This window comes from Lentzea roselyniae (genome assembly GCF_039537795.1).
Lineage (GTDB): Bacteria > Actinomycetota > Actinomycetes > Mycobacteriales > Pseudonocardiaceae > Lentzea > Lentzea atacamensis.
Map to the genome: position 1 here is coordinate 54,033 of NZ_BAABBE010000009.1, position 18,891 is coordinate 72,923.

The following is an 18,891-nucleotide window of genomic DNA, read 5'->3' on the forward strand; positions in this document are numbered from 1 at the left end:
GCGAACCCGGGAGCGTGGTGTGGTTGTAGGCTGTCCACAGGTGTGCCGGGAAGCCTGGTCGGCGTGTTCAACGACGCCGTCGAGGAGCTTTCATGGACACCGCCGTCGCCGGTACGGCCATCGGTCCGATGGTCATCGCCGCAGTGGATCAGTACGAGGGACACCCGCTGGTACGGGACGAGTTCGCGGCGCGCATCCTGCCCGCTTCTGGGCGGTTGGCGGTGGCCGCGGCCCGCTGGCGACCGGTGCGCACCGCGTTGTTCGCCGCGACGGAGAAGAAGATTCCCGGGTTGTGGGCGAGCATGTTGTGCCGCAAGCGGTACATCGACGAGCAACTGGATGCCACAGACGCCGAAGTCGTCGTGGTGCTCGGTGCCGGGTTCGACACACGCGGCTGCCGGTCGCGCGGCAGGCGGGTGTTCGAGGTCGACCTTCCTCCCGACGTCGAGAGCAAGCGCGCCCGGTTGCGCGCGATCTTCGGTGGGGTTCCGCCGGACCTCACCCTGGTCCCCATCGACTTCGAGACGCAGCACCTCGAGACGGTGCTCGCTGACCACGGCCACCGCACGGACCTGCCGACACTGTTCATCTGGGAAGCGGTCACGCAGTACCTGACCGAGGACGCTGTTCGCGCGACGCTCGGCGTTCTCGCGCAGACGCCTGCGGGCAGCGAGCTGGTTTTCACCTTCGTGCGCAAGGACTTTCTCGACGGAACCGCGCTGTTCGGCGGAGAGGCGGCCTACCGCGAGTTCGTGGCCAAGCGCCGGATGTGGAAGTTCGGGCTGCTGCCGGACGAGGTGGCGGGCTTCCTGGAGCCGTACGGGTGGGCCGAGATCCGCTGATGGCACCGGTGATCGAGGCACGCGGACTGACCAAGCGCTACGCCACCGTCGTGGCAGTGGACGAGCTCGACCTCCGCATCACCGCAGGGGAGATCTACGGGTTGCTCGGCCTCAACGGTGCCGGCAAGACCACGACGATCCGGATGCTGCTCGGCTTGGTCCGGCCGACCAACGGAGCTGTCCAGGTGCTGGGTGCACAGGCCGTGTGGTCGAGGGTGGGTCATCTCGTCGAGACACCCGCCGCCTACCCGGAACTGACGGTGCGGGAGAACTTGGCGGTGGCGGCGCGTCTGCGAGACCTGCGCGGATCGCACCACGTCGACGAGCCGATCACGACCGGTGAGCCTGGTGGCGTTCCCACAGCCAGCCGAAGCGGTCGATCCGCCACAGCTGGGCCACCACGACCACCGTCGTGCCGAAGACTATCGGCCACACCTCCAGGGCGATCAGGCCCCAGAGGATCATGCCGAACCCGATGACGCCGAGGGTGACCAGCAGCCGCAGCACCTTGCGGTGGTCCGGTGGCACCAGATCGCGGTTCTGCACCCAGGCGCGTTCGCCGTAGATGCCGCGTGCCGCCCAGCTCCGCGGTTCGCGCACCGGCGGAAACGCCCTGGGGTTGACGAACAACCAGGCGAACACAGCACCTATCGGCAGAAGGCTCCACCACCCGATCCACGTGCGGCTCCAGACCGCCAGCAGCATCAGTGGAATCGCGGCGAACCTCGTCCAGACGCTCCACGGGTTGGCGTGTCGCTGCCACGCCTCGTCGGTCATGCCGAAGGTCTTCGCCACGCGGTCAGCTACGTCCATTGTGGACCCTCTCTAGTTCCCGCACCGCGATGCGGACACCGTTCTCCGCGCGGACTTGTTCGCCGAGCTCGGCGGCGCGCTGCCGGACGGCGGGGTCGTTCGCGGCGTGCGTGATCGCTTCGGTGAGCGAAGTGACGGTGATTTTCTTGTGGGGAGTTGGTTGCGGGGCGACGCCGACGTCGTGCATCCGTTGTGCCCAGTGGGGTTGGTCGGCGACGAACGGACAGACGACCTGGGGCACGCCTGCGGCCAGCGCTGCGGCGGTCGTTCCTCCACCGCCGTGGTGCACCACCGCGGTCACGTTGCCGAACAGCCAGTCGTGAGGCGCCTGGTCGATGACGAGGAGGTCGTCGGACGAGCGTGCGGCGAGCCCGCCCCATCCGGTCGCGACGATCGCCCGCACCCCTGCCGCCCGGACGGCCTCGGCGACGATGTCACCGGTGCGCTCGGCGTCTCGTCCGGCCATGCTGCCGAACCCGACGTACACGGGCGGTGGGCCGGCCTCCAGGAACGCCTTCAGGGCCTCGTCGGGTGTCCAGGTCGCGGTGCGTGGCAGGTACCAGAAACCGGTGGTGTGCACGGATTCCGGCCAGTTCGGATCGATCGGTGTCACGAGCGAGCTGAACGCCTGCAACACCAGAGCGTGTCGAGGGCCGTCACCGCGCGGCAGGTCGAGGTCGTTGGCGCGCCAGGCGTTGACGATGCCCGAGTAAGCGCGCATTGTGGCCGACACCGTCAGGTAGGTGGCGCGGTTGAGGAACCTCGGCACTCGGGGCAGCGGCACCATCGGGCAGGGGAACTCCGACGTGGGGATCCAGCCGGGTTGGAGCGTGGCCAGGACGGCAGGAACGCCGAGCAGTTCTGCCGCGTGCTGCGCGGGCACGCTCGGTGTGTGCACCAGCAGGTCCGCGCCGGAGGACCGGGCGACCGCGCCGACATCGCGCAGCACGTCTGCCATCAACGGCTTGATGCGCTGGATCGTCGAGATCGCCGTGATCTTGCCGCGGACTCCGCGGTACCCGCTCTCGATCGCCTTGAACATGGCCGGGTCGTGGAGCAGCCGGTTGGGTCCCTCGTCGAGTGGCGCGAAGTCCACGTCGTGTGCGGCGGCGCTGTCGGCGAAGGACTCCGGCGCAGCCAGCAAAGCGTCGTGACCGGCCTGTCGGAGAGCCACCGCAAGCGCCAGCAACGGTTGTACGTCACCACGTGTGCCGTGGGTGACGAGCAATGCCTTCACGGCCGTTTCCTCTCGTCGATCGCGGTGAACGCCGTCAGCCAGCGGTCGTCGGTAAACAGGCCGTGGGTCAGCATCTCCAGACCGGCTCGTGCACCGCGCACTGCCGTCGCGGTCTCGGCGGGGTCACCGCCCAGCAGGCGGGCAACCTGACCGCCAAGAACCAGAGGGGCCAGCAACCACGACACGTAGGTGACCGCTCGTGCCCTCGCGTCCGCGGAAGAGCGCACCCAGCCTTCTTCCTCGCCGGCCGCGAGCCACGCCTCGGTGCGTTCGACGATCTCGGTGAACAACGCTCTGGCAGCAGGTGTGTCGTCGAGCAACGCCCTGGCCAGGTAACGCCGGACCGGCGTGGCCGCTTGCAGAATCTCGCCCAACGCCTCGGTGTCCGCCTCACTGCCGCTGCGGATCGAGTTGAGGACGTAGTCGTCGCACGCCTGCCGGAGTCCTTCCTTGGAACCGAAGTGATGGACGACCAAAGCGGGTGAGACCCCGGCATCCGCGGCCACCGCGCGCACCGAGGTTCCGGCGATGCCGTCCGTGCCGAACCGGGCCAGAGCGGCGTCGCGGATACGAGCCCGCGCCGTCAGATCGGAGGCTGAACGCATGTACTAACTATTGAACAGTTGTTCAGCCATTGTCCAGGCCAGCCGGTTTGCTTTGCCGAGGTCTTTACGGCATCTTTGCGCGCGGAGCGCCGGGAAGTCTGGTCGGCAACGCTCATCACGGATCTCGTGGTGGGCTTGGCCGACGTGGACGGGGATCGTTGATGGCGCTGGTTCTGGCATTCGGTGTGGTCCTGCTGATCAGCGTCTCGCTGTCCGGTCTCGCCGCTCGCACGATCCTGTCGACGGCGTTGATGTTCCTCGTCGCCGGCGCGCTGATCGGCCAAGGCGGGCTCGGGCTCGTCGACATCCCGTCCAACAGCTCGTTCGTCACCGTCCTGGCTGACCTCGCCCTGTTCACCGTTCTCTTCACCGACGGCCAACGGGCTGGTCTACCGGACCTGAAGCAAGGCTGGCGGCTCTCAGGCAGGGCGCTGGGCCTCGCGATGCCGCTGACGATGGTCGGCATCGCGGTGCCGACACACTTCCTCACGGGCCTGGACTGGACGACGTCCTTCCTGATCGGCGCGATCCTGTCGCCGACTGACCCGGTGTTCGCCTCCGCCATCGTCGGCCGCACCGACGTGCCGATGCGGCTGCGGCGCCTGCTCAACGTCGAATCCGGGCTCAACGACGGCCTGGCGCTGCCGTTCGTGCTGATCTTCCTCGCCACCGCGGCGAACCGCGACACCGACTTCCTCACGATCGGCATCGAGCTGGCCGCCGGCCTCGCGCTGGGCATCGTGATCCCCGCGGTCGTCGTGCTGGCCTGGCGGTTGCGGATCTTCACCGCCGAACCCCGGCTGCAGGCTCTCGGCCCCCTGGCGATCGCCGTGATGCTGTACGCGACGTGCCACCTCACCCATGCCAATCCCTACCTCGCCGCGTTCGCCGCCGGCTCGACCATCGCGACGCTGGACCGCGTTGCGGCAGAACACTTCGAGCACTTCGGCGACCTGCTGTCCGAGATCACCAAGTTCGCCGCCCTGCTCGTCTTCGGCGCGCTGATCACGCCCGAGCGGATCTCGCACCTGAGCGTGGGGGACTGGGCGGTCGCGATCATCGCGATCCTCCTCGTGCGCCCGGCGGCGATGATGTTGTCGCTGCTGCGCACACCACTGCCCGCACGCGAACGTTCGGTCGCCGCGTGGTTCGGCCCGAAGGGCTTTGCCTCCGTCGTCTACGGGCTTCTCGTGCTACAAGCCGGAATTCCAACCGGTGAACACGTCTTCGACCTGGTCGCGATCACCATCGCGTTGTCGATCGTCCTGCACTCCTCGACCGACGTCCCCGTGGCGAAAGCGCTGAGCATCGAACCACCGGACGGACTGCCCACCGGCCAGCCGGAGGCGCGGGCCGAGCGGAAGCAGCCGTGATGGGGCCGCTGAGCCTGACGCTCGTCTGGGCCACCCTCGTGATGCTGTTCTTTTCCGCGATCCCGCGCCGTTACTGGTACGTGCAGCTTCCAGCGGTTCTAGGGTGGGCGCTGGTGTGGTTCGACGGCGAGTTCGCCGGCCACTGGACGGACTCGCTCGGACTAGCAGTGACCGGCGTCAGCATGCTGTGGCTGTGGTTCGCCCCACCGCCCGACGACATCAGGCAGCGGAATCGTCGTGAGCCTTGACGAAGCCGCGGAAGCGGTACTGCGCGAACGATGGCCACGCAGCCAGCGGCACATCAGGATGTTCTCCGTTGTCCTGCCGGCGCTGCAGTTGTTGCTGTGCACGGTGATCGTGTCGAGTGGACGGTGCGCTTGTACGTGGGCCGCAGCGGTGGCCCCCAAGTCGACGTTTCGGTTCCGTTCCGGGAACTCCTGCAGGTCATGCCGGTGACCCTGCCCGTCGTTCCCGAACTGCGGCCGTGGATCGTCCTGCCTGGAGGGATCGCGTTGTACGTGCAAGCCGGACCGGCGGTACTGCTGACCTCCACCCACGGGCAGTGGCTGATCCCCGTTCACGACGGGGATCTCGTCACCGACCTCATCCGCCGTCGCCAGGCGTTGTGGTTGCAGGGAAATCTCTAGGACTACCCGCCGGACCCGCCTGCGCGCGGCTGATCGATCTGGTGCACGTCCGGGATGCCGTCGTTGTCCGCGTCGCGGGTCTCCTCCTCGTAGATGCGCCGGTACACCCGGTTGCGCACACGCAGGATCACCGTCGCGATCAGTGCCGACAGCACGGAACCCAGCAGCACCGCAACCTTCGCGTTGTTGTAGTCCGCACTGCCGCCACCGAAGGACAGTTCGCTGACCAGGAGCGAGACCGTGAAGCCGATACCGGCGAGGATGGACAGACCGACCACGTCGATCCACGACAAGTCGTCGTCCAAGTCCGCTTTGGTGAACCGCGCGACCAGCCAGGTGGCCGCGGTGATGCCGATCGGTTTGCCCAGCAACAAACCGAGCACGATGCCAAGCGTCACGCTGTCCGTGAGCGAGGTGACGAAACCGCTCAGGCCCCCGATCGAGACGCCGGCGGCGAAGAACGCGAAGACCGGGACCGCCACGCCGGTGGACAGCGGCTGCCACCGGTGCTGGAAGATCTCGGCCAGACCAGGCCCCTCACCTGACTTGCGGATCACCGGCACGGCAAACCCGAGCAGCACACCCGCCACCGTCGCGTGCACCCCGGACGCGTGCATCAGCGCCCACGTCGCCACCGCAAGCGGGATGAGCAGCCACCACGACCGGACACGTCGCTGCACGAGCAAGGTGAACAACGCCAGCGGGACGAACATCAGCAGCAGAGGCAGCAGCGACAGGTGGTCGGTGTAGAAGAGGGCGATGATCACGATGGCGATCAGGTCGTCCACGACCGCCAGGGTCAGCAGGAACGTCCGCAGCGCAGACGGAAGGCATCTGCCGATCACCGCGAGCACGGCGAGCGCGAACGCGATGTCGGTCGCGGTGGGGATGGCCCACCCGGCAAGCGCCGGGCCGCCGCCGAGGTTGACCGCGGTGTAGATCAATGCCGGCACGGCGACGCCGCCGAACGCCGCTGCGATCGGCACGGCGGCGCGGCGGGGATCACGGAGGTCGCCCGCGACGAACTCGCGTTTGAGTTCGAGGCCCGCCACGAAGAAGAAGATCACCAGCAGGCCGTCCGACGCCCACTCCGCGAGGCTGAGCCGCAGGTGCAGCGACTCAGGGCCGACCTCCACCGCGCGCAGAGTCTCGTACACGGGCCCCCACGGCGAGTTGGCCCAGACCAGGCCGACCAACGCCGCGATCAGCATCACGACGCCGCCCACTGTCTCCAGGCGGAGCAGGTCGGCGATGCGCTTGGCCTCAGGCCAGGACGCGCGGCTGAACAGCCGGGTCTTCACGGGTTCCAAAACTCACTCCGGGTGTCGTCGGCCGCATCGCCGACCAGACTTCCCGGCACACCATGCCGCTCGTCGCGGCAACAGCCCGACCGTACCTCATGATCGCGCCGTGCGGATCAGTCCTGGTCCTGCTTCTCGCGGCCTCGCCACGCCTCGACGATCATCACCACCGGGCCGAACGCGGTCATGGCCGCACCGAGTGCGACCAGCACGGGAGACGACAGCGACACGCCTGTCATGACGGTCACCAGGCCGAGCACGTAGATCAGGAGCAACCCGGCCAACCGCAGCACGCGTGCTGCGGGTAGCAGCCGATACCGCGGTGGCGCCTTGGCCAGTTTGGCCGCGAAGTCGGGAGCGTCCTCGGCGAGACGCTGCTCGATGTCGTCCAGCTCGCGCTGTTCGTCCTCCGGCAACCCCACCGTCACGCACCTCCCGACCTCGCCGCGGTGACCGGTTCGGCTGCTTCCGCCGCGTCCGCGACAGCTTCAGCTGCTGCTTCGCTGGCCTGGGCGATGTCCTTTTCGGCCTGTGCGACGGCGGTGCGGTCGGAGTCGTCCACCGTGGCGGCTGCCGACCGGGGCAGTACGTCGGAGAAGGCCTTCGACACGTCGCGCAGGGCGGTGGTGACCTCGCTCGGGATCACCCAGAACGTGTTGCCCTCTCCCTTGGCCAGCTGGGGCAGGACCTGGAGGTACTGGTAGGCGAGCAGCTTGGGGTCCGGGTCGTTGCGGTGCACGGCCTGGAAGACCTGATCGATCGCGCGGGACTGTCCTTCGGCCCGCAGGATGTCCGCGACCCGGTCGCCCTCGGCCCGGAGCACGGCGGCCTGCTTGTCGCCCTGGGCGGTGAGGATCTGGGACTGCCGTTGCCCTTCGGCGGTGAGGATGGCGGCGCGCTTGTCCCGCTCGGCGCGCATCTGCTTCTCCATCGCGTCCTTGATGGTCTGTGGCGGGTCGATGGCCTTGCCGAGTGCCGCGGTCAGCGAGAAGATCTCGGCGATGGCCAGCACGAGCGCGATGATCAGCCAGATGAGCCAGGGATCCATGGTGCGACCCTCCTTCTGAGGAGGTACGCCTCAACGCGTGACGGCTCCACACCATGGTCGGTCCGATCTCGTCCGGCGGACAGGCACGCGCTCGGCCAGTTGGACGGGGGTTGCCTGCCGTAGCCCGGCGATCACGGCGCCGGCCCTCGCTGAGGCCATCCCAGCAGACGTGCACCGAGCACCGCCACCTGAAGCGTGAACGCCTGGGCGGGATCGTCGGCGCGGTAGCCGGTCAGTTCCTGGACGCGTTCGAGGCGGTAGGTGACCGTGCGAACGCCGATGCCGAGGTCCTTGGCGGTGGCGGTGGTGACGCGCCCGGAAGCGAAGTAGACATCCAACGTCTCCACCAGGCGTTCAGCTCCACCACGGGCTCCGCGCAACGGCTCGAGGACCGCAGTGACGAGTTCACCGAGCGCCGCGCTGTCCCGCAGAAGCACTTGATAGACCAGGAGATCCGCGGCTTTGACGAACCGTTCGCCCAGATCGAGGCGATCGGCGAGATCCAGAGCGTTGCGCGCTTGCTCGAAGGAACGGGCCGCACCACCTGGGCCCGACTGCGGCTGGCCGGCGCCGACCCTCCATCTGGCGCTCTGGCCCAAGACCTCGCCGACCTGCCGGGCGAACTCCTCAGGTGCGTCGGCGAGATCGTGCGGGACCACGCACACCAGGAGGCCTTCGCGTGCGGCGACGAGCACGTGGCGGGAGCTGAACCGCAGGCTCATCGCGGCCTGGACGTTCGACGTCGCCGTTCCCGACGTCACGAACGGCTCGGGCGCCCAGGCCGCCGCGACCACGTTCTGGCCGGCGAGCCGCAGGCCGTACCGCTCAGCGCGTTCCGCGAGCTGGCCGACATCGCGTCCGGTGAGCAGGTCGTCGACGAACTCACGACGCAGCGACTCCTCGGTGCGCATCGTCCAGCGCTGGGTCTCCTCGTAACCCTTGGTCAGCTCGCCGACGGCGTCCTCCGCTGCACGGAACACGGCTTCACCGATCTTCTTGACGGCCTCGGCGTTGTCCGCTGATTCAACGCCGGGCAAGGTCGCCCACGACCGCCAAGTCTGCGTCAGATGCTGCTCGATCAACTCGCTCAGCGGCACGCCACGCTCAGCCGCCTCGGCACCCGCGTTGCGCAGTTGGTGCCGTTCGTTGGTGGCGAGGCTTCTTTCCCTGACGCTGATCTCGCTCAGTGCCTGGAGGAACACCGTCGTGGCTTCTGGTCGTCGTTTTGCGCGCCTGGTCTCGCGACCTCCGCTGCGTTGCACGGGTGACCACCATCCTTTGTGGATGCTCGGTGTCAGGCGGCGAGTTTCTCGGACACCGAACCGGCGTATCGCTCCACCATGAGATCTCGGACCTCGTCGCGGACCACCCGTCGCGCTTGACTGAAGCACTCCATGAGTTCCGCGGAGAGACGCTGAGGATTCCTACCGCGGGTTCCGTCCGTCAGCTCGATGCCGGTGGCGACTCCATCCGCGTCCACCGTCACCGAGACGGACCCGTCGGCGGTGCACGCGGTTCCCCGTGCAGTCGCGAGCAGGTGCAGCATCTCGTGGTAGAGCTCGCGTTCTCGTTCGATCGCGGTCTCGACCCGCTGCTCCCACGACGCCTTTCGCAGGCGCAGCAACTCGCACAACGCGGCCGCGTCCTGCGTGGGTACGGTCCAGCGACCCGAAGAGGTGTGCAGCACCAGAGCAAGAGCGCCGTCGCTGCTCGTCACGGTGAGCGAGACCTCGCGGAGGTTGCGGAAGGACACGCCCGCATCGAGCCGGCTGCCGGAGACGCGGATCATCCAGTCGACCCGATCGGTTCCGATCGTGATGCGGGACGAACGGCCGCGGAACACGAGCCGCAGCGGGGTGGCACCCAGCTCGGGCACCGGTGAGGCGAGCAGCGAACGGCACGCCCTGCGCGAGAGCGACCACGCAGAGCCCGCGCTGAGCACGCCGACGGCGAGCATCGCCTTCACCACGACGGCGGTCCCGGTCGCGGACCTCACCGCGATCCCGAAGCCGGGAAACACACCGAGCACCAGCTGGCTGCCGGTCATCAGCACCGTTGCCGGAAACCAGGACGCGGGATCGGTCAGACCGTCGCGGCGCAACCACGCCACGAGCGCGATGACGGACAGGAAGGCCGCGAGAACCGGAATCGCCGACCACCACGGCATCGCGGAGACATCAAGGCGAGGAAGCAGCGCGAAGGTCAAGCAGACCAACCCGATCAAGGCCGGCAACCCCGCCATCGAGACCAGGACGAGCGCCCTCGCCCGGTGCCAGCGTGCTGCCAGCGCGATGGCCACCTGCGGATTGTCGATCATCGGAATCATGCGCGGAACGAACACCACGACACACCTCACCCCAAGCGATCCAGCGGCATGAACGCCTTGCAAGACAGGAGAAGAAGAGCAACTCGGTATCCGAGTGCCCGTGAGGCCGGACGAACGCGCGGATCAACGTTCGGGCGGGTGTCCCGTCTTGCCGGACCGGGGAAAGCAGAACGCGGAGGACGATCGCAGCCGGGGCATGGCACCTCTAGTCGCGTAGCCGCCGCCACCGTGTTGTGACGAGCGGGCCGACCAGGCTTCCCGGCGCTCCACCCATCAAGATGCCGTAAAAACGTGCCGGAGGCAAACCCCGGGTGATGTGGATGCTCAGGTCGAGCTGGCAGTCGACGCGCAAAGACGGCGTGAAGATTGCGTCGGAGCGGGGTCTCTCCGGGTATTGATGGGGCGTGGCGCGCTGAGGAGCCGGGCGTCATCGCTCGGTTTCGCCGGGTCCTGAACCCCTGCGTGGTGGAGCTTGGTGACGTCGCTGTCGAAACCAGCGTTCCTCAAGCGCCGGCTGATGCCGGGCCTGCGGCATCCCGCGCGAGTCGTGGTGCTGGCGTTCGCCGTGGCGACACTGATCGGCACGGCGCTGCTGATGCCGCCCATGGCAACCGAGTCCGGTGCCGGCACCGATCCAATCGCCGCGCTGTTCACTGCGGCTGGCAGGCGTCTTCCACGGCGTCATGCCCCGCACCGCGGGCTTCAACAGCCTCGGCGTGGGCGCCATGAACTCGTCCACACTGCTGATCAACGACGTGCTCATGTTCATCGGCGGCGGCAGCGCCGGCACAGCAGGCGGTATCAAGGTGACCACCTTCGCCCTGCTCGGTTTCGTCATCCTCGCCGAAATCCGCGGCGAGCCGACCGTGCACGTGATGAACCGGCGGATCACCGACCAGGTGCAGCGCCAAGCGCTGACCGTGGCCCTGCTCGGAGTCGGAGCCGTGATGGCCGGCAGGATCGTGCTGCTGTCGATCAGTTCGTTCCCCCTCGACGACGTGCTGTTCGAGACGACGTCGGCGTTCGGCACCGTCGGCATGTCCACCGGCATCACCGCCACCGGTCAGCTCGTCCTGATCGCGTTGATGTTCATCGGCAGACTCGGGCCGATCACCCTCGCGTCCGCACTCGCGCTGCGCGATCGCGCTCGGCGCTACGAACTCCCCGAGGAGCGACCTGTTGTCGGATAAGCAAACCTCACGGGTCGTCGTGGTCGGTCTGGGCCGCTTCGGCAGCTCGCCGGCGCTCGAACTCACCGCCCGCGGAACCGAGGTTCTCGGCATCGACTCGAACCCCAAGATCGTCCAACAGTACGCGCAGGCGCTCACCCACGCGGTCGTCGCCGACACCACCGATGTGGAGGTGATGAGACAGCTCGGCGTCGACCAGTTCCAGCGCGTCGTCGTCGGTATCGGAACCGACCTGGAAGCCAGCATCCTCACCACCGCCCTGCTGGTGGACTTCGGCATCCCTCACATCTGGGCCAAGGCCGTCAGCCGCCAGCACGGCCGCATCCTGCAACGCATGGGCGCCCACCACGTGGTGCTGCCCGAGCACGAGATGGGCGAGCGCGTCGCCCACCTCGTCACCGGCAGAATGCTGGACTTCATCGAGTTCGAGGACGACTACGCGACGGTCAAGACTCGCGCCCCCGCAGGGGCTGTCGGTATGCCGCTGGACCAGAGCCGTCTGCGGTCGAAGTACGGAGTGACGGTGGTCGGAGTGAAGCGGCCGGGCGAGGGCTTCACCTACGCCACCGCGGACACCGTGATCAACCGAGGCGACGTGCTGATCCTGGCCGGCCGGACCTCCGAGGTCGAACGCGTGGCCGACCTCACCTGACACCGGTAGAACGACATCACCCACGCCGCGGTACTCAGGCGAAGGTCGCGACAGGACGTTTGCGAAGCTGTGGAGATGCGCCGATTCCTGTTCGACCCCAGTGGTGTGGTCCGCCCGTGGGCTCTCGTCGGCATGTTGGTGGTAGTTCCTGTCGTCGTGCTCGCGTTGGCTTCATGGGGTGGGTGGGCGGGACTGATCACCATTGCCGTGATCCTCGCAGGTGGTCTCGCCCTCATCATGCGCAGCGACGGCTGAGCTGCGCGAGGGTCTCTCTGCCGACGTCCTCATCGAAAGAACCTCGCAAGGTTGCACAGTGCAGGCTTCTGGCACACTACCGACGCGGACACATTCGGTCAGGTGAGCGTCCGTGCCAGACCACTCCGGGGAGAACGGATACCGGCCGGAGGATCGGAGGCCGGTACCCGTCCGGTGCGGACGAGGGCGGGCTACCTGCGACGCTGAGACATCGCTGAGGTAGTGGCCGATTGGGGAGCAGGCATGAGTTCGCGCACCGTGCTCATCGGCTACAACGTCCGCGGCCGACGGGTCGTCGCGGCCTTGCGTGAAAGCGGGTGCACGACTGGTTTCACCGTGGTCGACTCCGATCCCCGGCGAGCCGAGCAGGCCGTCCTGGAAGGCGTGCACGCGGTGGTAGGTCCGTGCTGGCGTCTACGCACATTGTGGCTGGCGGGCGCGCACACCGCTGACCACATCGTTGTGGCGGTGCAGGACGACGACATGGCACAGCGGATCATCTCCGCGGTGCGTTCGATCAACGACGGTGCCACGATCATCACCATCGCCGGCGGCTCGGAGCCACAGCCGATGGTCAAATACCTCGGCGCCGATCACATCGTGAATGTGAGTCAAGCCGACGAGTGGGCTCCTGACGCGGAGCGCCCGCACGACAGGGGCCATGCGTTTGCTGATCTCGAGTGGACGGTCGCGGAACGCGCGGTGACACACGACGAGATCGGATGTTCGCCGCTCGACTGCCGGCATCAAGTGGTCGCCGTGGTGCGACGCGGTCAACGGCTCTGGGCCGAGGACCCGGCTGTCGCGGTTCTGCGTGGTGAAGACAGGTTGCTCGTGGTGACCCCTGGGCCGCCCAGGACGTGACGCGTCACCATCGCCAAAGAGCAATGAATTCGAAAGGTTGCCAAGCCTGGGCACACGTGCTCGAAATCGGTCAGTCGCGGATACCGTTCGAGGAGCGCGCAGCAGGACGGTGCGCGCTTACTCGGGCGCAACCGGTGCACGGGCACCGCCCGCTTCGCAGATGCGTCAGTGCGAACCGGTCAGTTGACCGGACAGCTTGGTGTGCAGTTGTTCGCTGTGCGAGTTGAGTCCGATGAGATCGGCGTCGATGCCGCGTGAGGCGAACTTCGCGGTGACGGCGTCGAGGGTGGCGACCGCGGAGCTGTCCCAGATGTGGGCGTCGGAGAGGTCGATGACCACTTTGGACACGGTGTCCGTGTAGTCGAAGGAGTGCATGAGCTCATTGGTGGAGGCGAAGAACAGTTCTCCGGTGACGGCGTAGACGCGGATGTCGCCATCGGGGTCGAGGACGCTGGAGACGTCGACGAGGTGCGCGACGCGGCGGGCGAAGAAGATCGCCGAGAGCAGTGCGCCGGCCAGAACGCCGAGTGCGAGGTTGTGGGTGGCGACCACGGTGCCGACGGTCACGACCATCACGGCGGTCTCGCTCTTCGGAGTGCGGCGCAGGGTCGAAATCCTGATGCTGGTCCAGTCGAACGTGCTGATCGACACGAAGACCATGACCGCGACGAGCGCGGCCATCGGGATCAGCGACACGACCGGGCCGAGCACGAAGACCAGGATCAGCAGGAACACGCCGGCGGCGAGCGTGGACAGCCGCGTGCGTCCGCCGGACTTGACGTTGATCATCGACTGGCCGATCATCGCGCAGCCCGCCATGCCGCCGAAGAATCCGGTGGCGATGTTGGCGATGCCCTGACCGCGGACCTCCATGCCCTTCCTGGACCCGGTGTCGGTGATGTCGTCGAGCAGTTGCGCGGTGAGCAGTGACTCGATGAGTCCGACCGCGGCCAGAGTCAACGCGTACGGGGCGATGATGGTGAGCGTGTCCACTGTGAACGGCACCATCGGCAGACCGGAGCCGGGCAGCGCGGTGGGCAGTTCACCCATGCCTCCGACAGTGGGCACGGAGATGTGCAGGAAGACCGTGAGCGCCGTGACCACGACGATCGCGACCAGGGGAGCGGGCACGACCTTGGTCAGTCTCGGCAGCAGGTAGATGATCGCCAGCCCGAGCACCGCGAGCGCGATGACCGGCCAGCCGCCCTTGGTGATGTGGGGGATCTGCGCGGCGAACAGCAGGATCGCCAGTGCGTTGACGAAGCCGACCATGACGGTGCGCGGCACGAACCGCATCAGCTTGTGGACACCCAGCAGTCCGAAAAGGATCTGGAACACGCCAGTGAGGACGGTGGCGGCGAACATGTACTCGACGCCGTGATCGCGAACCAGCTGCACGAGCACCAGGGCCATGGCGCCGGTCGCCGCGGAGATCATGGCGGGACGACCGCCCGCGAACGCGATGATGATCGCGATGGTGAACGAGGCTTACAGGCCGACCTTCGGGTCAACGCCCGCGATGATCGAGAACGACAACGCCTCCGGGATCAGCGCGAGCGCGACGACCAGACCGGACAGCAGATCAGCGCGCGGGTTGGCGAACCACGTCGTGCGGACGCGCTGCAGCAGGGACGGCCGCGGGGCGGCCTGGAACGAGGACATCAACACCTCAGATGACGGCGCGGGGCGAGGCCTCGCGTGATGAGCACGATTCGACGTCCTGGCGCCGTCGGGCAGCGCGGGATGCGACGCAGTTCGTGGCGGGAATTCGAGTCGCGGCCACTCCGGCGCAACCAGCTCAGACTCTACCGTAACGTAAGGGTAGAGTCTGGCTCGGCCGGGGTGATCGTGAGCAACGTCTCCGACCTGCCGCATATCCCGCTAGCCTCGGTGGAGTGCTTGATCCGCGAGACCGGCCACAGCTGCTCCTGCGAGCCGTGCTGGAAGTGCTGAACGAGCGCGACATCGACTGGGTCATGAGCGGCTCGACCGTTCTCGCCGTGTACGGCGTGGACTTGGAACCCAATGATCTCGATGTCGTGCCCTCACCGGATCCGGGGAACCTGTGTCGCCTCGCGGACCTGCTGTCGGATCTCGACGCCGTTCCCGCGTACGACCCGAGCTGGCGCACAGGACTCACGCTCGAGCAATGCCGGTCGTGGCAACCTGAGCCGCTGACACTCGAGCAGCTGGATCACCTGTTCGTCACCCAGCTGGGCATGGTCGACGTCCCGCCGAAGCTCACCGGCACCTACGCCCAGCTGAAGGAAGGAGCGACGAGGCTGGACGTAGCAGGCGTGCCGGTGTGGGTGTGCGACCCCCACGAGGTGCTCGACCGCGTTCCCGACCCACCGCGCCCGAAGGATCTGGCCCGCGCCGAGGCCTACGCCGCCCTGCGGGTCCGGCTGGAGCGCGATCGGACACCGCTCGGCCTCGCACGGTTCGCCTGAACCAGCTCAGTTCGCCGAGAGGTGCGAGCGCAGCGTCGCGGCGAAGTCCTCCGCGATGCTCAACTGCGTGCGCAGTGCCTGGCACCGTTCCTCGGCGGCAGTCCAGAACTCCGTCAGGCGGTGCAGGTGTTTATCGCGATCGGTGGCTTCGTCGGCAGCCAGCGCGTCGAGGATGCCGAGCAGTTCGCGCATCTCGTCCAGCTGGAAGCCCAGCGGCTTCATCCGCATGATCACGCCAAGCCTCTGCACGTCGGGCTCGGTGTACAGGCGGAACCCGCCCTGGCTGCGCGCACTGGGCACGACCAGGCCGACTTCCTCGTAGTAGCGGATCGTGCGCAATGACAGACCGGTCCGCTCGGCGACCTCACCGATCTGCATGTGCTCGCCCACAACATCCCTTTCCGCGCAGGCCGTGATCACCCATTCTGGCACGTCAGGCGCGGGCCGCTGCAGCAGCGGCTGCCGTGGCCGGGCAGCTCGACGAGAGCTCGGATCCGTCGGCGAGGCGATTCCTGGACAGCACGGGCGCGTTCACCCAGGGCAGAGGACTGGATTCACAGTTGCTGCGTTGCCGAGTGGAGCGGGAGGGCGTGAGTTGAGTGCGGTCGTGAGGTTGGCAGGCCTGGCCGCTCTCGTGGTCGGCTTGTTGACGGGGTGCAGCGTCCCCGATCGCGATGGGCGCGACCGGGATCTGCTGGGACAACAGCCCCGCGGAGTCGTTCTGGTCCACGTTCAAACACGAGCACTACTACCGTCACGTCTACGCCACCAAGACGGAACTCCTTGCCGCAGTTGACAAGTGGATCCGCTTCTACAAACAGTACGCGGCGGCAGTCCAAGCTCGGGATGCGCAGTCCCAGCGACTACGAGAAGTCACTCCGAGCAGCTGCCTGAACTTCTTAAGCCCCTGTCCACCGTTCGGGGTGAACCTCAGGTGGGAGTCGGCGACGCTGAGCTGCCGCAGTTGCCCGAAGCGGGCCTCGACCGGGGTCGGCCCAGGACGCGTAAGTCGGGGTGAAGCACAGCTCGACCCGGTTCTTCCTCGCCCAGCGCCTGATCTGCTCGCCCTTGTGGGCGGACAGGTTGTCCAAAATGACGTAGATCGGGGCGCCGTCGGGGCGGGCAGCGCGGATCGACTCAGCGCGGCCAGGGTTTTCGCGGCGCCCTTCTTGCTGTGGTTGACACCCCACAGGGTGTCGTCGCCGGCCGAGTAGCAGCCGATCCTGAAATCCGCGCCGCCTCCGCGGCGGAGCTCGGCCGCTCTCGCGCCGCGCTCGCCTGGAAGTGGTGCCGTGGGCCGTCTGGTGGCCTGCGGCACTCGTCGCCCCACTTGTGAAAGTTGTTGGCTTGAAAGGAGTTTTCGCAGCTTCAGCCCTCGCGCGACACGATCGGGCAAGGACAGGGATGTGCCCGGACCTGGCCGGGTGGGTGTTTCATCGTCCCGGCCCTCAATCAGCTGTGGACGGTCGACAGGTGTTCAATGCCGGAGCAGTGGTGCAACACCTGGATTCCAGGCGTCGACAACCGACACCACAGTGGCGTGCCGACGTGTACGCACTCGAGTGTGCAGGCAGGGGCGATCAGCCCGACGTCAGCCTGGCCAGCCGAGGATGCCCAGCTGACTCCTGTCCTGGACATCAGGATCTCACGTGCCGGCCGGGCAGCGCGTGATCGTGGTGTGGAGTTCGGTGGAACGTGGTGGGGCGTCGCTGGACGCTGAGCGACGCCCCGACCTCGTCTTGGTGAGCAGCCGACGTCAGTAGTCGGTCGTGGCAACCTGCTCGCCCACTGTGGACCTGCAGCGCCGGAACACGACGATGGCCGCGCCGGTACCAGCGGCCAGCACGCCGGCGGCGAGGCCAGCGGCGGTGCCGAGCGGTACTTCACCACCGGGGGTGTTCGGACCGCAGACGGTCTTGGCCAACTCGACCGTGCCGCCACCGCCGATGGCCGGCAGGAGGGACAGTTCCAGGCCGGTGACGGTGATGACGCCGTCCTTCTTCACCTGCTTGTTGACGATGAGGCTGCCGATGCCTGGGAGGTCGACGCCGAAGTTCGGCGGCGGGTTCACCGGGATCTTCACGTCGAGGACAGGCGTGCCGAGCGGCCCGGTGACCTTGGCGCTCACCGAGGCGGCGGTGGTCGTTCCGGAGAGGTTGTCTCCGATCGCCTTGCAGCTCACGTCGATCGCGTTCTCGTTGATCTCGAAGCCGGCCACGCCAGGCACTCCGACGCTCAGCGCCACGTCGGCCGCGTTGACACTGGCGTCGCTGGTACCCGCGGGCGGATTGGCGTTGGCGGCCAGCCCCAGGCCGATCAGGTCGAGTTTGACGATGTCGGCCAGGTTGAAGCTCGGCTGGTCGATCGCGGTGTTCGGCGGCGCCTCGACCCGAATCGGGTTCACCTTGAGGGGGCCGACGTTCACGCTGACCAGCTCTGCCCTGGAGTAGGCGGTGGCCGCCTCGGCCATGGCTGGGCCGGCGCTGACCAGGAGGCCGAACGCGGCGGTGCCGAGCACGACGCCGCTGTTGCGCATGATCCTTGATCGCACTGCGAATCCCTTCGGTAGTCGTCCCCCAAGCGAGGCAGGGACGTACGGGACGGACTCCGATGTGGTCGTAGTCCGGTGAGTCGATGCGCGTACCGGGTCAGGTCCGATGCGGACGAGCCTCGAAATCCCCCCAGCGGAGTAGGCGACTACCGCCGCGCTGGGGTAATGGCGCCGGACGGCTGCCCGTGTCACGGGCAAATCAGGAAAAGTGCGCGGAGCGCGTCATGACCGTCCTGATGGGCCATCTGATCCTTCATGCACGGCAGGGAAAGCCTGCCGGCGTGCCAGGCGGAGGTGGGACATGACGGGAACGGTCACGGAGCTCAGCGAAAAGGTGCGGGCCATCGTGGGCGAGGCACTTGCCCTGGAGCCCGACGAGGTGATCGGTGACGCGACTCTGTTGAACGACCTCGGAGCCGAGTCGATCGACCTGCTGGACATCCTCTTTCGCATCGAGCGCAGCTTCGGCGTGCGGATCGAGGCCGCCGAGCTCGCCGACTACGTGCAGGGCGGCATCCCGGACGAGGAGTTCGGTGACGCCGACGAGATCGTGTCGGAGCGGGGCATGGCCCAGCTGTTGCTGGTGATGCCCCAACTGGAGACCGGCGCGCGCGTCAGCCGGATCAAGGCTGACGAGGTGATGGGTTTGTTCACAGTGGACAACCTGGAACAGCTGGTGCGCAGCAGGCTCGGCGCCGTCGGCCCGGCTGGTGGCTGACGGAGTTTCCGCTGCGCCG

Annotated in this window: 22 protein-coding genes and 3 pseudogenes; 12 read left to right on the plus strand and 13 right to left on the minus strand. The window is 67.5% G+C overall.

The features are described 5' to 3' along the window. Positions 1–92: 92 nt before the first annotated feature. Both ABFX45_RS17745 and ABFX45_RS17750 read left to right on the plus strand, forming a co-directional pair. Positions 93–842 (plus strand): SAM-dependent methyltransferase, encoded by a 750-nt coding sequence (locus ABFX45_RS17745; protein ID WP_346131148.1) that lies wholly within the window; start codon positions 93–95, stop codon positions 840–842. Further along, positions 842–1,126 (plus strand): annotated as a pseudogene (locus tag ABFX45_RS17750) (ATP-binding cassette domain-containing protein); the annotation flags it as partial. The gene ABFX45_RS17745 and the pseudogene ABFX45_RS17750, both read left to right, overlap by 1 nt. A 46-nt stretch (positions 1,127–1,172) precedes the next feature. On the opposite strand, the gene ABFX45_RS17755 reads toward ABFX45_RS17750, so the two are convergent. Genes ABFX45_RS17755 through ABFX45_RS17765 form a run of 3 tightly spaced genes read right to left on the minus strand, consistent with a single transcriptional unit; the run spans position 1,173 to position 3,497 of the window. Further along, the gene (locus tag ABFX45_RS17755) at positions 1,173–1,655 is read right to left on the minus strand and encodes a DUF6653 family protein (protein ID WP_346131150.1); all 483 of its coding nucleotides are present in this window, start codon (positions 1,653–1,655) and stop codon (positions 1,173–1,175) included. Continuing rightward, complete coding sequence (locus tag ABFX45_RS17760; RefSeq protein ID WP_346131152.1) at positions 1,642–2,892, minus strand: glycosyltransferase; 1,251 nt, start codon at positions 2,890–2,892, stop codon at positions 1,642–1,644. Before ABFX45_RS17760 ends, ABFX45_RS17755 begins: the two co-directional genes overlap by 14 nt. Continuing rightward, positions 2,889–3,497 (minus strand): TetR/AcrR family transcriptional regulator, encoded by a 609-nt coding sequence (locus ABFX45_RS17765; RefSeq protein ID WP_346131154.1) that lies wholly within the window; start codon positions 3,495–3,497, stop codon positions 2,889–2,891. Before ABFX45_RS17765 ends, ABFX45_RS17760 begins: the two co-directional genes overlap by 4 nt. Positions 3,498–3,658: 161 nt before the next feature. On the opposite strand from ABFX45_RS17765, the gene ABFX45_RS17770 reads away from it, so the two are divergent. The 3 genes from ABFX45_RS17770 to ABFX45_RS17780 all read left to right on the plus strand — a co-directional run bounded on the left by ABFX45_RS17770 (position 3,659) and on the right by ABFX45_RS17780 (position 5,517). Beyond that, positions 3,659–4,870: a cation:proton antiporter gene (locus ABFX45_RS17770; RefSeq protein WP_109638350.1), complete on the plus strand. Its 1,212-nt coding sequence runs from the start codon at positions 3,659–3,661 to the stop codon at positions 4,868–4,870. Then, entirely contained in the window at positions 4,870–5,118 is a 249-nt protein-coding gene (locus tag ABFX45_RS17775; protein ID WP_146231632.1) for a hypothetical protein, read from the plus strand. The genes ABFX45_RS17770 and ABFX45_RS17775 overlap by 1 nt, the downstream gene beginning before the upstream one ends. A 96-nt stretch (positions 5,119–5,214) precedes the next feature. Further along, positions 5,215–5,517: a hypothetical protein gene (locus ABFX45_RS17780; RefSeq protein ID WP_346131157.1), complete on the plus strand. Its 303-nt coding sequence runs from the start codon at positions 5,215–5,217 to the stop codon at positions 5,515–5,517. Positions 5,518–5,519: 2 nt separating this feature from the next. Here the strand turns inward: ABFX45_RS17780 and nhaA are convergent, their stop codons facing one another. The 5 genes from nhaA to ABFX45_RS17805 form a co-directional block, all read right to left on the minus strand. After that, entirely contained in the window at positions 5,520–6,827 is a 1,308-nt protein-coding gene (gene nhaA / locus ABFX45_RS17785; RefSeq protein ID WP_346131159.1) for a Na+/H+ antiporter NhaA, read from the minus strand. 107 nt (positions 6,828–6,934) lie between these two features. Continuing rightward, the gene (locus ABFX45_RS17790) at positions 6,935–7,240 is read right to left on the minus strand and encodes a DUF3040 domain-containing protein (RefSeq protein ID WP_346131161.1); all 306 of its coding nucleotides are present in this window, start codon (positions 7,238–7,240) and stop codon (positions 6,935–6,937) included. A gap of 2 nt (positions 7,241–7,242) precedes the next feature. Beyond that, positions 7,243–7,866 carry an SPFH domain-containing protein gene (locus tag ABFX45_RS17795; protein ID WP_346131163.1) on the minus strand — a complete coding sequence of 208 codons (624 nt, stop codon included), beginning with the start codon at positions 7,864–7,866 and terminating at the stop codon, positions 7,243–7,245. A gap of 131 nt (positions 7,867–7,997) precedes the next feature. Continuing rightward, positions 7,998–9,128, minus strand: coding sequence for a PucR family transcriptional regulator (locus ABFX45_RS17800; RefSeq protein WP_146231633.1), 1,131 nt, complete (start codon positions 9,126–9,128; stop codon positions 7,998–8,000). Positions 9,129–9,160: 32 nt separating this feature from the next. Beyond that, positions 9,161–10,210 (minus strand): YbaB/EbfC family nucleoid-associated protein, encoded by a 1,050-nt coding sequence (locus ABFX45_RS17805; protein WP_346131165.1) that lies wholly within the window; start codon positions 10,208–10,210, stop codon positions 9,161–9,163. 602 nt (positions 10,211–10,812) lie between these two features. Between ABFX45_RS17805 and ABFX45_RS17810 the strand changes: the two genes are divergently transcribed. The 4 genes from ABFX45_RS17810 (at position 10,813) to ABFX45_RS17825 (ending at position 13,153) form a co-directional block, all read left to right on the plus strand. Further along, the gene (locus ABFX45_RS17810) at positions 10,813–11,382 is read left to right on the plus strand and encodes a potassium transporter TrkG (protein ID WP_428834158.1); all 570 of its coding nucleotides are present in this window, start codon (positions 10,813–10,815) and stop codon (positions 11,380–11,382) included. Further along, entirely contained in the window at positions 11,372–12,034 is a 663-nt protein-coding gene (locus ABFX45_RS17815; RefSeq protein ID WP_428834159.1) for a potassium channel family protein, read from the plus strand. Before ABFX45_RS17810 ends, ABFX45_RS17815 begins: the two co-directional genes overlap by 11 nt. Positions 12,035–12,109: 75 nt before the next feature. Next, the gene (locus ABFX45_RS17820) at positions 12,110–12,289 is read left to right on the plus strand and encodes a hypothetical protein (protein ID WP_346131169.1); all 180 of its coding nucleotides are present in this window, start codon (positions 12,110–12,112) and stop codon (positions 12,287–12,289) included. Positions 12,290–12,532: 243 nt separating this feature from the next. After that, positions 12,533–13,153 (plus strand): NAD(P)-binding protein, encoded by a 621-nt coding sequence (locus ABFX45_RS17825; protein WP_346131171.1) that lies wholly within the window; start codon positions 12,533–12,535, stop codon positions 13,151–13,153. Between the two features lie 165 nt (positions 13,154–13,318). Here ABFX45_RS17825 and ABFX45_RS46505 read toward each other — a convergent pair whose 3' ends face one another. Further along, entirely contained in the window at positions 13,319–13,726 is a 408-nt protein-coding gene (locus ABFX45_RS46505; protein ID WP_428834162.1) for an STAS domain-containing protein, read from the minus strand. Beyond that, positions 13,727–15,028, minus strand: a pseudogene (locus tag ABFX45_RS46510) (SulP family inorganic anion transporter); the annotation flags it as partial. It abuts the gene before it with no gap. Positions 15,029–15,048: 20 nt separating this feature from the next. On the opposite strand from ABFX45_RS46510, the gene ABFX45_RS17835 reads away from it, so the two are divergent. Continuing rightward, on the plus strand, positions 15,049–15,603 hold the full coding sequence (locus ABFX45_RS17835; protein WP_346131173.1) for a nucleotidyltransferase family protein: 555 nt from the start codon (positions 15,049–15,051) through the stop codon (positions 15,601–15,603). Between the two features lie 6 nt (positions 15,604–15,609). Here the strand turns inward: ABFX45_RS17835 and ABFX45_RS17840 are convergent, their stop codons facing one another. Beyond that, positions 15,610–15,981, minus strand: a complete 372-nt coding sequence (locus ABFX45_RS17840) for a MerR family transcriptional regulator (protein ID WP_346131175.1) — start codon at positions 15,979–15,981, stop codon at positions 15,610–15,612. Positions 15,982–16,277: 296 nt separating this feature from the next. On the opposite strand from ABFX45_RS17840, the pseudogene ABFX45_RS46515 reads away from it, so the two are divergent. Further along, positions 16,278–16,406: pseudogene (locus ABFX45_RS46515) on the plus strand (IS3 family transposase); the annotation flags it as partial. Between the two features lie 96 nt (positions 16,407–16,502). On the opposite strand, the gene ABFX45_RS17845 reads toward ABFX45_RS46515, so the two are convergent. Next, positions 16,503–16,793, minus strand: coding sequence for a transposase (locus ABFX45_RS17845; protein ID WP_346131177.1), 291 nt, complete (start codon positions 16,791–16,793; stop codon positions 16,503–16,505). 566 nt (positions 16,794–17,359) lie between these two features. Further along, positions 17,360–18,154 carry a choice-of-anchor P family protein gene (locus ABFX45_RS17850; protein ID WP_346131179.1) on the minus strand — a complete coding sequence of 265 codons (795 nt, stop codon included), beginning with the start codon at positions 18,152–18,154 and terminating at the stop codon, positions 17,360–17,362. Between the two features lie 301 nt (positions 18,155–18,455). Here ABFX45_RS17850 and ABFX45_RS17855 point away from each other — a divergent pair, with 301 nt between their 5' ends. Continuing rightward, entirely contained in the window at positions 18,456–18,872 is a 417-nt protein-coding gene (locus ABFX45_RS17855) for an acyl carrier protein (protein ID WP_109638365.1), read from the plus strand. Positions 18,873–18,891 lie beyond the last annotated feature (19 nt).

Coding starts and splice junctions, on each gene's coding strand:
- ABFX45_RS17745 (WP_346131148.1), top strand. CDS start 93: ATGGACACCGCCGTCGCCGGTACGGCCATCGGTCCGATGGTCATCGCC.
- ABFX45_RS17755 (WP_346131150.1), bottom strand. CDS start 1,655: ATGGACGTAGCTGACCGCGTGGCGAAGACCTTCGGCATGACCGACGAG.
- ABFX45_RS17765 (WP_346131154.1), bottom strand. CDS start 3,497: ATGCGTTCAGCCTCCGATCTGACGGCGCGGGCTCGTATCCGCGACGCC.
- ABFX45_RS17770 (WP_109638350.1), top strand. CDS start 3,659: ATGGCGCTGGTTCTGGCATTCGGTGTGGTCCTGCTGATCAGCGTCTCG.
- ABFX45_RS17775 (WP_146231632.1), top strand. CDS start 4,870: ATGGGGCCGCTGAGCCTGACGCTCGTCTGGGCCACCCTCGTGATGCTG.
- ABFX45_RS17795 (WP_346131163.1), bottom strand. CDS start 7,866: ATGGATCCCTGGCTCATCTGGCTGATCATCGCGCTCGTGCTGGCCATC.
- ABFX45_RS17820 (WP_346131169.1), top strand. CDS start 12,110: ATGCGCCGATTCCTGTTCGACCCCAGTGGTGTGGTCCGCCCGTGGGCT.
- ABFX45_RS17825 (WP_346131171.1), top strand. CDS start 12,533: ATGAGTTCGCGCACCGTGCTCATCGGCTACAACGTCCGCGGCCGACGG.
- ABFX45_RS46505 (WP_428834162.1), bottom strand. CDS start 13,726: ATGGTCGTGACCGTCGGCACCGTGGTCGCCACCCACAACCTCGCACTC.
- ABFX45_RS17840 (WP_346131175.1), bottom strand. CDS start 15,981: ATGCAGATCGGTGAGGTCGCCGAGCGGACCGGTCTGTCATTGCGCACG.
- ABFX45_RS17855 (WP_109638365.1), top strand. CDS start 18,456: ATGACGGGAACGGTCACGGAGCTCAGCGAAAAGGTGCGGGCCATCGTG.